This window comes from Vibrio sp. Isolate32, from assembly GCF_022397955.1.
In the GTDB taxonomy this organism is placed as follows: domain Bacteria; phylum Pseudomonadota; class Gammaproteobacteria; order Enterobacterales; family Vibrionaceae; genus Vibrio.
On record NZ_JAKEUQ010000052.1, the window covers coordinates 1 to 13,884 of the forward strand.

Below are 13,884 nucleotides of genomic sequence, written 5' to 3' on the forward strand. Positions count from 1 at the left end.
AACGCGCCATTAAACCGCTGGTCATTGGCAGAAAAAATTGGTTATTCTCGAACACACCAAATGGTGCTGATGCGAGCGCGATGCTTTACAGCATCGTCGAGACTGCGAAAGCCAACGGCCTTATCCTCTACGACTACATGGTCAAGTGCATGAAAGAGCTCGCGAAAGCTGAGCCTGATATTGATGCGCTCTTACCTTGGAACTTCAAACATTAACAACATCGCCCCGTGGGTTCATGGGGCGCATACCTTCGAGCAGCTAGGTGAGCATGGGATAAATATCGAAGCCGTCGCGATGGACATGAATACGGCTTTCGATCTTGAAGTTCAAGCGCACTGCCCGAACGCAAAAATCGTTTACGACTTATTCCATGTTGTTGCTAAGTTCGGTCGTGAGGTGATGGATAGAGTCAGAGTCGACCAAGCCAACAAACTCAAGCAAGATAAAAAAGCGAGGAAATGGGTCAAGCGTTCACGCTGGGTGTTGTTGAAAAATAGAGGCAACTTAAATACACGGCAAGACAGCTATCTTACAGAAATATTTAATATTAATAAGGAGTTAATGACCACTTATATACTCGGAGCACAACTCAAAGAGCTTTGGTATTGTGAATCAGAAGCACATGCTAAAGGGCTCTGGGAGGCGTGGTGGGCACAAGTACAAGAGAGTGGAATTAAGCCATTGCAAGAGTTCGCACGAAAACTGAGTCCTTATCTTCACGGCATTATCGCATCGGCAAGTTATCCGCTCAACACCCGCACATTGGAAGGGATAAACAACAAGATAAGTCTAATCAAGCGAATGGGGTATGGGTATCGAGATACAGACTATTTCTTCTTGAAGATAAAAGCGGCTTTCCCCGGAAAGCCGCGATGAACCAAAAAGCCGCCCTATTAAGTGGCGGCTATTGTTTAGTTAAGCTGACATGATTTCAATGATCTCACTGTCGGTTATCATCATTCCATTGCTAATCATCCGACCAACATTGCGAATTGTTTTCTCGATGTTGTTTGAGATAACCCCTTGGCTGTTTGCTGAGTGATTACGTAACGCCATCATTACCGACTTAACGGCTGCAGTAGTAGAGCTACCCACTTTCATAGCACACGTTGATTTAGCACCATCACAGACCATCCCTGATGTATCACTGAGAACATTCTGAATTGCAAAGCAGCACTGTTCGTATGAACCGCCTTTTAAGTACACCATAGCCATTGCAGTAGCAGAACTTGTTACAGTGTTACCGCAGAACGCAGACAAGGGAGGATAGAAAGACTTCATGTAAATAGCACCAAGATGGCTCATAACAAGCGCTCGGCAAAGTTTTTCATCTTCTGCATCAACGTGTGCAGCCATGAATACAACGGGTACAGTGGCAGCAATACCTTGATTGCCTGATCCAAAGTTGCTCATAGCTGGTAGTGAAGCCCCCCCCATGCGAGCGTCAGAAGCCGCAGAGGTATACATAACAATGTTTTCAGCAAGTGAAGTACCACTCATAACATCATCATTCATTGAGCGACCAACTTGAAGACCGTACTCATTATCCATTCCTTCTTGGGATAGAGCCATGTTTAGGTCTTTAGCTTCTAGCATAAAACGTATGTCAGAGAATGGAACGTTAACAGCAAAGTCATAAATGCTTTCAACTGAGATATCTACACCTTCACAAATAGAAGCCGTACCCGTAGATGCACCCTGTAATGCCTCATTAAGAGTAAAAACGATCTCATCGTTCATACGTTCCTCAATAATACGAGTATGACCACCACTTATAGTAACTTCTGCTTTGTTCCCGTTAGCAACAGCTACCGCTCGACAATAGATAAAGTCATCAGCATCAACACGCTTCACCTGGATCAAGTCTGCATCAATAAGCGATTGAGCGTTTGATACATCGTTAGGTGTAATATTCGCTAGTACCTGCAGGTCAGCACTGGCATCACCAGCAACATAACCACAAGCAGACGCGATATGCAGACCAATCTTTCCTGTTCTTGGTACAAAAACACCCATTGAGTTCTTATATAGATTATCCGACACACTAATTTCTAGTGACTCAAGCTGGTCGTGTCCAAGTCTTGAAGCAACAACAGACGCAGCATATGCGGCTGAAATTGGCTCAGTACAACCAAGAGCTGGCTTTACTACAGACTTAATGATTTCGATGTATTTGTTCCATTGCTCTGACATAGTTTTAAACCTTATTTTTTATGAGCGATTGCTTCGACTTCAACAAGAACGCCCATTGGTAGGTCTTTAACTGCAAAGCAGCTACGAGCAGGACAATCTGTATTAAACACTTCTGCGTACACTGCGTTGAATGCCGCAAAATCTTCGATATTAGCTAGGTAGCACGTTGTTTTAAGAACGGTTGTAGCATCACCGCCACCAGCATTAAGAACAGCCACTAGGTTCTCTAGAGACTTTTGAGATTGCTCAGTAATACCACCATCCACAACCTTGCCAGCTTCGCCATCTACTGGAAGTTGGCCAGAGGTGAAGATAAGACCTTCAAACGCATTGCCGTGAGCGTATGGACCAATAGCAGCAGGAGCAGTAGGAGCAGTTAGAATTACTTTTTTCATGTGAATTTATACCTTGTTCGTTTAGTAATTAGGTGGCCGCTTGCCGTGTGGAGCGTTAGCAAGCGACCTTGGGGTAATTAGTCTGTGATAACTGAGTATCCGCGATAACCACCAACATCTACTGTGTTCATAGCCTTAATCATTAAGTCAGCATCAACCCAATGCCAAAGATAATCAGCATTGTTTGGATCTAAGATAAGAAAAGAGTTTGAATCTGAATCATAAGCGCCTACTGGAGCGTAGTGACCACCACCCTTTTGATTAACTCCAGCTCGAGCATAGTTAACCACTAAGTAATGGTCTTTCTTTTTAAGCACTTTCAACATGTTCGATTTAACGCTCTCAAGACTATCGATAGTCTTGAGTTCATAACTGGTGATTGTCGCGTTATTCGCTTCGATAAGATCGGTAAACTGGTGTAATTGAAGACCGTAATCTTTAAAGTCATCACCGCTAGCTGGCTTACCTAAGATCTCGATTCGAGGTTTAGGCGACTTAATAAGAACTGTGTTCTGAGTGTATCGATGGAACAGAGGCGACCAAGTAGAGTAAGTCTTGTTAGAGTGCTCTACATTGCCACCACCATTAGGTAAATAACCTGTTTCGTGAGTGCTGAACTTTGTAGAGTCCAATGGAATCTGGTTAGCTTTCTTCTCTACACGTAAAGCATTAAGAACGATTGCTGCAGACGCTACACCACAAAACATCTTGTTCTCTTGTGGTTGGTAGTACACAGATAGCTTTGCAAAATCATCTTTATATTCCGAAGACACTAGACGCTCAAATGATTCTGTTTCATCCCAATATACGATATCGGAAGCGACTACATTGACGCTGCAACCAATAGCTAATGCAACTACGGTATGTTTAATGAATTTATTCACGGAGTTCTCCTTACTAGATTAGTCGTTGGTGAGTGATATTTACGATCATTGATGCTGCAGCTCTTATGCTTGTGTCATCAAAATCAAAGCTCGAGGTATGAAGGTTTGTTCCTTTAGTGCCGAGCATAAACCAACATGCTTGCGTTACTTTGTCGGTAACAAAGAACTGCATATCTTCCCCACCAGGTGACGCAGGAACGTTCGTTACTATGTTTTCTTTGCCGAATATCTCTTCTGCGCAATCAATAACAGTGTTGGTGGCTGATTGAGTGTTTATCGTTGCAGGGCAAAGAACCTCAAATAACAAATCGTAGGTAGCGCCATAACGCTCACATACAAGTTTTGCCACTTGGTGCATCTGTTCTCTCATGTAATCCGCGACTCGAGCTTCAAAGTAACGCATCGTGCCCCCAGCAAGAGCAGAGTCAGGGATACCATTCATGGTAGAGCCAGAGTTCAGCTTACATACTGCAATGATTGCCATGTCGCTTGGATGAACATCGCCTGTAATGGTGTCCCAATGGCTAATGATTTCACTTGCGATAGTGATGGGGTTAATACACTTTTGAGGTACTGAGCTATGGCCGCTTTTGCCCATAATAGATAGAGTGAAGATTTCACCAGCACCCGTAGTCGCGCCAAATCTAACCTGCATCGTTCCATCCTCTAAACGAGGCATGTTGTGAAACCCATATAGCTCGGTATAAGGATGTTTTGCGTATAAGCCATCTTTCATCATGGCCTTAGCGCCTTGCCCGTTCTCTTCACTAGGTTGGAACAAGATCTTAACTGTCCCTTTGAAGTTGTTATTTAGGTGCAAGTGCTTAATAGCCGCTAGGGTAATAGCCATGTGTCCATCGTGACCGCAAGTGTGTGCAGCGCCATCATGTGTAGATGACCATTCACAGCCTGACTCGTCACTCATTGGTAGTGCATCCATATCGCAACGGAAAGCTATCGTCTTGCCTGCTTCGTTGCCTTGAATGGTGACTACAATGCCAGTTTTTCCATAACCTAAGTCATACTCGACATTCCAATCCTTTAGTAAGTTGATTAAGTATTGCTGCGTCTTATATAGGTCAAAACATAGCTCGGGAATTTGATGTAACTCTCTGCGCCATTCAATGGCAGAGTTCACTAAGTTTTCATCAATTAAAGTTACTGGTGTTGATGTAAGCATGACTATTACCTTTATCTTTATCTTTATCTTTAAGCGTTAACTTGTTTTTGGCTGTTTTTCTTAGCAAAGAAATAGAGCGGAGAAATGACCGCCATAAATCCAAGGCCAATTACAATCTTCATTGGGTCTTGGTCAGAAAGCAGAGCTAAACAAATGATTACACCTAGAACTGGAAGAACAGGACCAAGTGGAGCTTTGAAAGATTGTTGAGCTTCTTTGTCATTAGCGAATCGCTTGCGGAAGATAAGCAGACTGATACAAGTTGGGATGTATTGAGCAAATCGAGCTACTACAGAAAGCATTGCTAACTCAGCAAATGAACCACTCAAAGCAATAGGAACAGTAACTAAACCAGAGGCAATAATAGCTACTGCGGGAACGCCATTGATTGTCTTCTTGCCAAAGATAGATGGGATCATCTTGTCGTCAGCTAGCGGCAGTAAAGCGCGAGGAATATGGAAAGAAGCTGCTACGTTAATACCAGCAATAGATACAATTGAACCAATGGTAATTAACCAGAAGCCAAACTCACCAGATACAACTCTTGCTGCATCCGCAAGTGGAGTGCCAGAAGTCGCTACAGCTTCACCAAGAACACCAACAGTCACAGCCATTACTAGCGCGTAGAAAATCATAACGATACCCAAAGACAAACAGATTGCTTTAGGAAGGTTCTTTTTAGGGCTGTCCATATCTTCTGCTGCAGTACCAAACGTTTCAAAACCAGTGAAGGAGTAGAACGCTAGAATTAACGCAGAGACAATAGTTTCAGAATTAAGTGAATATGTAGGATTTGGATTAGCGCTAGGAATGATGTTTGATGGAGTGATATACCAAACACCCACTACAATCAAAAATACCAATGGCAGCATCTTCGCAATAGTCGATATGTTGTTTACCGTCTTAGTAGCACTAACACCAAGCAAGTTGATACCTGTAAGGAGAAGAACGATACCTGCGACAATTAAATTACAAAGCAGAGCATTATCAGCAAAACCAAATGTACTTGATAAGATGTTCTTAAAGGCAACGGCCATAACAGCCCACGCTATACACTGCATGAACCACTTTAAGAAACCGACTTCAAATCCTGCAAATTCACCAAAAGCCTCTTTGGTGTAGACATAAGCAGCACCATTCTTACTAAAGTATCCAGCAGCTTCGGCAAAACATAACGCTATAGTCGCTACGATTGCGCCAGTGATAAACACAACCGCTACTGACCAATCTCCAGCGAACCGGTAGAGAGACGCTGGAAGTAGAAATATTCCTGATCCGATTATTGAGTTGAAACCTAAGAGCACGATAGACCAGAGGCCTAATTTTTTCTGATTATCATTCATAAGATGTTTCCAATGTTATTAAGTAACTTTTTATCCATGCAACATTTGTTGCATTTAGTGACCGCTAATATCGCTTAGATTCAGCCGCCACACCCAATGAGTACGTTATCTAAAGGGATTAGCCTTGCTTTTAATGCAACAAAAGTTGCATAAATTTGATTTGTCGTAAAAAAACGCCTTACCAATCCTAGCAAGACGCTCATTATTTATGCCAATTCCCTGTGGCATGAGTAACGCCACACGTACAAATTAGACCAGCCTCATAAATGGATAAAGAAAAATCACAAGCGAATCAACACACATTTGAGCTTGATCAAATAATAGTGCAGAAATTAACATAAAAATAATGATTAATGAAACTATTTATACAATCAAAGCCCATTAATGTTTATGGATGATTTGGTAAATGTGTGAGACATTCACTAATCGTATGGGTACAAATAAGATTAGATATGCAAAGAATTAGGATTAGCGCACCCCAAAGGAATGCACTATTGGGGATCTATTTTATTGAGCTGGTCAACGGGAAACACACACCCGTTAACTCCAACTGTCTGCGCAACAAAATAGGCAGCGTTCTACAGTTAAAATAGCTTCAAATCATTTCCTGGTATCAATGAGAAAGCTTGCAGATAACGAGTACCTGGTATTCCAACCCAATACAGGCCGAATGTTGAGCTCGAGCGCTCGAGAGAATGAAAATATGTGGCAGTTAACAGGTAAAGGGCGAGCATACGCAGAAACGCAGCATTTAAAGGCACTAACCCCAAGAGGAGCTATCGACGCAAGACCACCAGCAAGTAAATTGCAGATACAAAAAAGCCACCTAACGTTAGGTGGCTTAATAAAAATCTGTTTGCTAATCAAATGAGCTCATCTTTGGCTCTAACAAATAAGCGGTCTTTGTATGCCTCACCCTTACCCCATCCATGATTCGTCCATACCGTGTGAAACTGGTTGGCATCAGCTATGAAATTTAGGATTGGCACTAAATCATCGTCTAGATCATTCAAATCAACAAAGTAAACATGCAAACCATCTTCAAATGCTTCATTAATTCTGTTTACTCAAAACGTTCTGCCCAATTCTGTTTGCTCTGTATCACTAACAATAACTACATACTCATCAATGAAGTGCTCGAACATCTTCATAGGTAGGCCCGAAGCACTTCTCTATGCTTTTTGTTGCCAGCAGTTCGTCAAATCATAACCTGAGTACAGTGCTTACCCTTGATAACATGATCGCCAATAGCAAGGTTTACAGCGTAAATAATCTCACTTCCATTCTCACTATCATATATCAGCCAAATTTTCTTACACGGTTGTCCTTCATAAGTCGTCGGCTTTGAAGAGATTACTAATCGGTAATCTTGATTGTCTGAAAGATCGATAGTTGGCAAATTATAATCACTAACTCCACTAGCTAGGAACTATGATGATTGCTCGTAATTTAACTTTTTGACACTTAGCTTTTGGTTAAACTGCATCTTGAATTAGTAATGGGATGAAGAAACCCTGCATTGATTTCTGTAGTGGTAGTTGGTGCGACAGGTAGGCTACAGTTTCCTACCGTTCGATGATCAGTCTAATCGCCTAATAAGTCTATCACATATTAAACGAGGTTCGATATCGAACCATTTCCTTGCAGACAAAAAAAGCCGCTATAAGCGACTTTCTTTTTGGTCATTCTAGGTATCAATTAAAGCCACTAGGACTGGTTTTTTCTGAATGATGGAGGCGCCTCCCGGAGTCGAACCGAGGTCCACGGATTTGCAATCCGCTGCATAGCCACTCTGCCAAGGCGCCTTCAATTGTGTTTTAAGAGAACAACTCTTTCGATTCCTACCCCAAAAGGTAACAACCAAATAGATGGTGCCCCGGGCCGGACTTGAACCGGCACAACGCGAACGTCGAGGGATTTTAAATCCCTTGTGTCTACCAATTCCACCACCAGGGCACGCAATTCTTTATTGCGATGCCGATTACTGAAAAGTAAAACACCATCTTAATGTCGAAATAAACCAACATTACAAAATTTGGAGCGACACACGAGGTTCCCTATCTTCAAGGCTTAAGGCGTGACCTCAACCTTGGCAAGGTTGCGCTCTACCAGCTGAGCTAGTGTCGCATTTTCATTATTCAACTCTAGATATTAGAGAGATAATGGAGGCGCCTCCCGGAGTCGAACCGAGGTCCACGGATTTGCAATCCGCTGCATAGCCACTCTGCCAAGGCGCCTTTTTATTTCAACACGTTAGGGACTTAGTAAGTCACTCCGCTGTGTTCGGGTGCCTACTTTACGGATTGAGGAGAGATAGTCAAACAAAAAAGTGAATTTAAATTCTGTTTGCTGACATTTAAATCAAATTGCTGCATGTTCGATCTTTTCAGCTAAAAAACACACAGCAAAATGCTTTAAATTAATGATTCGCGATCTACCACTTCTTCATGAAGCGACCAACCAAGCTCGGGTGATATGCCCAACAATGATCAAACATGCTCATCAATTGAGGGTTGCCGTACTTAGAAAGGCTCACTGCGTGGAAACGGTTTTTATGTTCCTTCAGCTTTTCAACCTGAGCGATCATCTCGTCAGACTGCTTAGGAGCAATAAAGTCAGACAGCACGATTAAATCGGCATTCTTGTATTTATCACCTGTCATCAAATCGATCGATTTCATCAATACAGGTTCCAAATCTGTGCCTCCGTGGAATGAATAACTCAAGAAGTCACTCGCTTCGCGTAAGCCATCTTGTCTTGTTAGCTCGTAAGTAATCTGTTCTGAAGAGAAAAGGATCACGTAACAGTCCCTCTCTTCTGCCAAAGCGATTTGCATTAGTGCATAGGCCATTGCTTTAGCGGATTGCTCAGGAAAGCCACTCATAGAGCCAGAGGCGTCTACACAAACAATAAACGGCCCCTTCTCGATATCAACGTGTTTACTGTCTGGCTTTTGTGCCCTAACTTTACGTAACGTACGAGACTTACCTTTGGAGCGGTAACTCAGTAAGCGTTTATCCGCCAAGTGTTTGTAGAAGATAACTTCAAGCTCTGGGTACGCCAAGAACATAGTCTCGTTTGGCAGCATCTTGTTAAGATCATCGCTTTCATGAATCCCAACGATATCGTCAACGGCTTCATCGCTTTTCTCTTCTACCATCTGTAGTTCTTCTACAGGGGCTTTATGTAACGAAGGATCGTCTTCCATGCCCGCCATACGGCCTAGTTTCTCAGCGATCTCTTGTAGACCTTTGTGTTTATTTAGAAACTCTGCGTGACGCTTCATTACGGTTAAGTCTGTTTTACTCAACTTAGCAGAAGCCATGTCCCACAAACGCCCCACACTGCCCTCATCACCAGATTCCGTCACTTTGTCCATGTTTTTCATGGTTTCCATGCGTTGGTAGAGGTCCGCTAAAACTTTCTCTTTGCTGGTTTCAAGCTCAGTAACTTGAGCTTGCTTGATGGCATCTGACAACGACTGATACCACTGATCACAGAAATAGTGCGGGAACATTGCATTGTAAACACCCTTGTTGTTTTCCATCAGGCGTCTAGCTTGTAAGTAAAACGCTGAGTGCCATTCCAGCTTTTTGATGACACTATCAATCTCATCAAAAAACTGGGGCTCATCCCAGTGAATTACTTCTTGGTAAAGTGCGATTTCTTCTTGGAATCGGTCGGTCTCACACACCTTAGTGACGCGTTTTTTTACTTTACCGCGCCATTTCACTAGGTGGTTTTTAACCGACGTTTTAACCCCTTTATTCTCGGCAGCCATCATCACTTGAGAACGGGCGATGAGATCATTCATCGCCGTATCAATGATGCCTGAGTCAGCAACCATTAAAGCAAGGTTTAAACCGTCTGCTCCTAACATACTTGTCCCCTCTACTCGAAGTACTGACTCATAAATTTAAGACGCTGAGCAATCTTGCTGCTCTTCACTTTTGCGGTCTCAAGCTCTTGTGTTACCGCTTGCAAACTTGACTCCATCGCTTTTGGTAGCTCTGGGTCAATATAGTTGTGAGGAAGCGCATCGTGGAAATCGGTGCGCACACGTTTCAGCTTGAATTCAGCTTCGTTTAGCTGCTCAAGTGCTCGCTCAGCGCCACTCAACCATTTGTTGTAAAGCTCTTGGTCCAGACCGTCAGCAGTCACCACACTCACTAATACCGAGCGGTTCGCGATGTCTTTAATCACTAGCTGGTTCGATGCATCAAGATCCAACTTCAAGCGACACAGATTCTTGTTTTCGTTTACGTAACCGTAAATATCTCCGTGCCCTTCTTTAAGCACACGATCGAAATCATCTTTCGCTACGTAAACCCAACGACTATCGCCTTTCTCTGATTCAGAAACTGACATGTTGCTTTGCAGCAGAACTAACTTCACTAAGTTGTAAGCACTGCCGACGCTGTACGTCTTCGCATTTTTAATATCGTTGTGGTAAACATCTTTACGTAGAAGGCCGCTGGTTGTTTCCATAGAGAGTGAAACAGAGAGTGTTGCTTCAACTTCGTCTTGGATATCTTCAAGCTCTTCACGTGACATTTCGATTTGAGCTTTAGACTCTTGTTGATCAAAAGCTCGGTTCAATGCAAAGTCTTTGACCACGCTACGAACCACATCTCGTGATTCAGGGCTGTGCCACAAGCAATCTTGCAGTAAAAGAATATCGAGAGGGTTTACGCTGTCACGACCACTGAAGAACGCACTCGCCTTCAGCAACTTCACAGCTTTCTTCCAACGTCTATCTGAAACATACAGATCAGATTCAGAAGTTGAACCCTGCTGTTTCACTGTCTCTTCTAGCATAGTCTTCAACTCGTACAGTTTGTTGAAGGCGTTGTCTGTCAGTTCAAGCTTGTCGAGTTCTTTTTGCCATTGGTGATATTCAATATCAGTAATCGCTAAACCCTTCGGAATCTCAGCTTCTTGAGAAGTACCCGCTGTTAGCATCGATTTGAAGTTTTGTTTGTTCTGAATACGGTTTACAAACACGCGCACAAGCATGCGGTCATAAAGCGCTTCTAGGCCGCTATCTTCATCTGGAAGTTCATTAGATGCTGACACCAATAAACGCATTGGTACGCGTTCAATATCGCTACCATTCTTGAACGTTTTTTCGTTCACAACAGTAAGGAGTGTATTAAGGATTGCAGGGCCAGCTTTCCAGATTTCATCAAGGAAAACCACTTGAGCCGTTGGTAGATAACCATCAGTCAGCCTTACGTAGCGACCATTGTCTTTTAATTCTTGGATACTTAAAGGGCCAAACACCTCTTCCGGCGTAGAAAAGCGTGTCATCAAATATTCGAAATAGCTGCTGTTATCGAAAGCTTGGATTAGGCGTTTAGCGATAAGACTTTTTGCAATGCCTGGAGGGCCTAGTAGGAAAACACTTTCACCAGCCAAAGCAGCCAGTAAACATAGCTTAATGGTATCTTCTCTTTCATAGACGCCATCAGAGAGAGCATGCGCTAATTTGTTAATTCTTTCAGAGAGTAGCGCCTTGTCAGCATGTGAAGAAATAGAAGGGGTCATGCATTACTCCGAAAATCTTTGGACAATAAAGAGTGTAGATTTGTTTTTATACATTTGTTAGCACTTTGTTACAAGTGTATTTTATTATTGAGTTGCATTTATATCAGATGGTTACGTCCGTAATTTCGGTGTAATCATAGATTGCAAATTTGAGAGTAGAGTCACGAATGGTGTGAAATTTAATTCAAAACTATGCCTAAATTTTCTTTTATTTTCGACACCATAGGCGTTATGGTGGAGCACGTCTTTCGAATACGAAAAATTGGCAAGGAATGTGGCCAGACTGCATGAATAAAGTTATCCATCAATGGAAAAGTATTTCTCTCATAGAAGAGAACGTGACGCTCCCTACGAACGTCGTGGTAAAACATACAACAATTAACCACCCTGGTGCCGCCGTTATTCTTCCTATTACGTCCTCTGGAAAAGTCATCCTGATCAACCAGTTTCGCCCTTCACTTAAAAAGTGGCTTTTGGAACTGCCCGCAGGCACGATGGAAGTTAATGAAACACCACTTGAGTGTGCTCAACGTGAGCTGGAAGAAGAAACCGGTTATAGCGCAGAGTCATTCCAAAGTCTGGGGCAAGTTACCCCACTCGCTGGCTTCTGTGATGAGATTCAGCATTTGTTCGTAGCAAAACAGCTCAACCTCACTACCCGCTTTGAATGTGATGAAGATGAAGTAATAGAGGTGATCGAACTTAGCTTAGAAGAACTACACGATAAAATAAGAAACGATCAAATCACCGACACCAAAACTATCGCTTGTTTAAGTAAAGCCCAACTATGTGGCCATCTATAACCAATTATATGGCTACCTAAAGTACTCTAGGAGAAAAACATGGACTTTCGTTCTGATACCGTAACCAAACCTTCACAAGCTATGCGCGAAGCAATGGCGAACGCAGCTGTAGGCGATGATGTATACGGTGACGACCCAACCGTAAATGAACTTGAGCAATGGGCTGCCAACGAAACAGGTTTTGAAGCAGCAATGTTCACCTCATCAGGTACTCAAGCAAACCTGCTTGGCCTAATGGCACACTGTGAACGTGGTGACGAGTATCTTTGTGGCCAACAAGCACATAACTACAAATATGAAGCTGGGGGTGCAGCGGTACTTGGTTCCATTCAACCACAACCGATCGAAAACAATCCTGACGGCACACTAGACTTTAAAAAGCTGGCCGCTGCGATTAAACCCGATGACAGCCATTTCGCTCGTACTAAGCTTTTAAGTCTAGAGAACACCATTAATGGCAAAGTACTTCCGATGTCTTACTTAGCCGAAGCTCGCGAGTTCGTAAACCAGCACGGCTTACAAATGCACCTGGACGGCGCGCGAGTATACAACGCAGCGGTTGCGTTAGATGTCCACATCAAAGAGATCGCACAATACTTCGACTCAATGACTATCTGCTTGTCGAAAGGTTTAGGCGCTCCGATTGGTTCATTACTACTCGGTAGCAAAGAGTACATAGCGAAAGCACGCCGCCTACGTAAAATGGTCGGTGGTGGTATGCGCCAAGCAGGTATTCTTGCTGCAGCAGGAAAAATGGCGCTGACAGAAAATGTAGCTCAACTCAAAGCTGACCACGAGAACGCGAAAAACCTGGCTATTGGCTTGAGTAAACTGGAAGGCTTCTCTGTTAACCCTGATTTTGTTCAAACGAATATCGTATTTGCGAAGTTAGACGAGTCAGTAGATATCAACCGTATTGCAGGTGAACTTAGCGAACAAGGCATAACAATGACACCTGGTAACCCTGTACGTTTTGTTACTCACCGTGACATTAGCGCAGAGGATATTTCTCGTTTCCTAACGGAATTGGAAAAAGCGCTGTAACTCTCTCCAAAGTTCTCAATCTATTGCTATTAATACTTGAGCTTCCCCTTAGGGGAAGTGATCGAGGTATCTGATGAGTACAACTCTTGACGCTACAACTAAAGGGACGGCGAGCAAAGCTAAGTGGCTGAGCTTAGGTATCCTTATACTTGCCCAGCTAGGTACTATGCTCGACATCAGCGGCTTTTCTGTTGCAACTGAAGCCTCTGAAGAACCTAAAGCCAAAGAAATTCGACACTTTGGGTTGTGGTCAAGTAAATCTGGCCACGGTTTTATGAGGGAACCAGAACTGTCGTTCTGATTCATTTGGTGTTAATCCACCATTATATTGGTGGGGACGATGCTGGTTGTAATAGCCAACCAGATAATCCGTTACTGCTTGGTTCGCTTCAGTAAAACTTCTATAGCCATTCTTTGGTACCCATTCCGTCTTCAAGCTTCTGAACACTCGCTCCATAGGACTGTTATCCCAACAGTTCCCACGACGACTCATAC

The 13,884-nt window shown here is 43.1% G+C and carries 13 protein-coding genes, 4 tRNA genes and 1 pseudogene; 6 read left to right on the plus strand and 12 right to left on the minus strand.

Translation table 11 applies throughout. The annotated features are described in order from the left end of the window. Both L1D11_RS21625 and L1D11_RS21630 read left to right on the plus strand, forming a co-directional pair. Positions 1-215 (plus strand): transposase domain-containing protein (locus L1D11_RS21625; protein ID WP_239862787.1); only part of this gene is annotated, 215 nt, incomplete at its 5' end. Positions 216-249: 34 nt separating this feature from the next. After that, a pseudogene (locus tag L1D11_RS21630) lies at positions 250-876 on the plus strand (transposase); the annotation flags it as partial. 39 nt (positions 877-915) lie between these two features. On the opposite strand, the gene L1D11_RS21635 reads toward L1D11_RS21630, so the two are convergent. From L1D11_RS21635 to L1D11_RS21655, 5 genes are all read right to left on the minus strand, one after another. Beyond that, positions 916-2,193 (minus strand): L-serine ammonia-lyase, iron-sulfur-dependent, subunit alpha, encoded by a 1,278-nt coding sequence (locus L1D11_RS21635; protein WP_239834027.1) that lies wholly within the window; start codon positions 2,191-2,193, stop codon positions 916-918. Between the two features lie 11 nt (positions 2,194-2,204). Further along, the gene (locus L1D11_RS21640) at positions 2,205-2,588 is read right to left on the minus strand and encodes a Rid family detoxifying hydrolase (RefSeq protein WP_239834028.1); all 384 of its coding nucleotides are present in this window, start codon (positions 2,586-2,588) and stop codon (positions 2,205-2,207) included. Between the two features lie 77 nt (positions 2,589-2,665). Then, entirely contained in the window at positions 2,666-3,472 is an 807-nt protein-coding gene (locus L1D11_RS21645) for a phytochelatin synthase family protein (protein WP_239834029.1), read from the minus strand. A gap of 13 nt (positions 3,473-3,485) precedes the next feature. Continuing rightward, positions 3,486-4,652, minus strand: coding sequence for a M20 family metallopeptidase (locus tag L1D11_RS21650; protein ID WP_239834030.1), 1,167 nt, complete (start codon positions 4,650-4,652; stop codon positions 3,486-3,488). A gap of 29 nt (positions 4,653-4,681) precedes the next feature. Further along, positions 4,682-5,995 carry an APC family permease gene (locus L1D11_RS21655; protein WP_239834031.1) on the minus strand — a complete coding sequence of 438 codons (1,314 nt, stop codon included), beginning with the start codon at positions 5,993-5,995 and terminating at the stop codon, positions 4,682-4,684. Positions 5,996-6,698: 703 nt separating this feature from the next. Here L1D11_RS21655 and L1D11_RS21660 point away from each other — a divergent pair. Next, complete coding sequence (locus tag L1D11_RS21660) at positions 6,699-6,866, plus strand: hypothetical protein (RefSeq protein ID WP_239862789.1); 168 nt, start codon at positions 6,699-6,701, stop codon at positions 6,864-6,866. Positions 6,867-7,726: 860 nt separating this feature from the next. Here L1D11_RS21660 and L1D11_RS21665 read toward each other — a convergent pair. From L1D11_RS21665 to L1D11_RS21690, 6 genes are all read right to left on the minus strand, one after another. Then, a tRNA-Cys gene (locus tag L1D11_RS21665) sits at positions 7,727-7,800 on the minus strand. Between the two features lie 64 nt (positions 7,801-7,864). After that, positions 7,865-7,951, minus strand: a tRNA-Leu gene (locus L1D11_RS21670). An 80-nt stretch (positions 7,952-8,031) separates the two neighbouring features. Then, positions 8,032-8,122 (minus strand) — tRNA-Gly (locus tag L1D11_RS21675). Between the two features lie 36 nt (positions 8,123-8,158). Then, positions 8,159-8,232: transfer RNA gene (locus tag L1D11_RS21680), tRNA-Cys, on the minus strand. 197 nt (positions 8,233-8,429) lie between these two features. Continuing rightward, positions 8,430-9,875, minus strand: coding sequence for an ATPase RavA stimulator ViaA (viaA, locus tag L1D11_RS21685; protein ID WP_239834032.1), 1,446 nt, complete (start codon positions 9,873-9,875; stop codon positions 8,430-8,432). Between the two features lie 11 nt (positions 9,876-9,886). Continuing rightward, positions 9,887-11,542, minus strand: a complete 1,656-nt coding sequence (locus L1D11_RS21690) for an ATPase RavA domain-containing protein (RefSeq protein ID WP_239834033.1) — start codon at positions 11,540-11,542, stop codon at positions 9,887-9,889. 287 nt (positions 11,543-11,829) lie between these two features. On the opposite strand from L1D11_RS21690, the gene L1D11_RS21695 reads away from it, so the two are divergent. The 3 genes from L1D11_RS21695 to L1D11_RS21705 all read left to right on the plus strand — a co-directional run bounded on the left by L1D11_RS21695 (position 11,830) and on the right by L1D11_RS21705 (position 13,690). Continuing rightward, positions 11,830-12,345 (plus strand): NUDIX hydrolase, encoded by a 516-nt coding sequence (locus tag L1D11_RS21695; protein WP_004740140.1) that lies wholly within the window; start codon positions 11,830-11,832, stop codon positions 12,343-12,345. 39 nt (positions 12,346-12,384) lie between these two features. Beyond that, entirely contained in the window at positions 12,385-13,389 is a 1,005-nt protein-coding gene (gene ltaE, locus L1D11_RS21700; RefSeq protein WP_239834034.1) for a low-specificity L-threonine aldolase, read from the plus strand. Between the two features lie 73 nt (positions 13,390-13,462). After that, positions 13,463-13,690 carry a hypothetical protein gene (locus L1D11_RS21705; RefSeq protein ID WP_239834035.1) on the plus strand — a complete coding sequence of 76 codons (228 nt, stop codon included), beginning with the start codon at positions 13,463-13,465 and terminating at the stop codon, positions 13,688-13,690. Here the strand turns inward: L1D11_RS21705 and L1D11_RS21710 are convergent. Continuing rightward, positions 13,640-13,884, minus strand: a 245-nt coding sequence (locus tag L1D11_RS21710) for an integrase core domain-containing protein (protein WP_239862791.1), incomplete at its 5' end; no start/stop codon positions are given. The genes L1D11_RS21705 and L1D11_RS21710 overlap by 51 nt on opposite strands.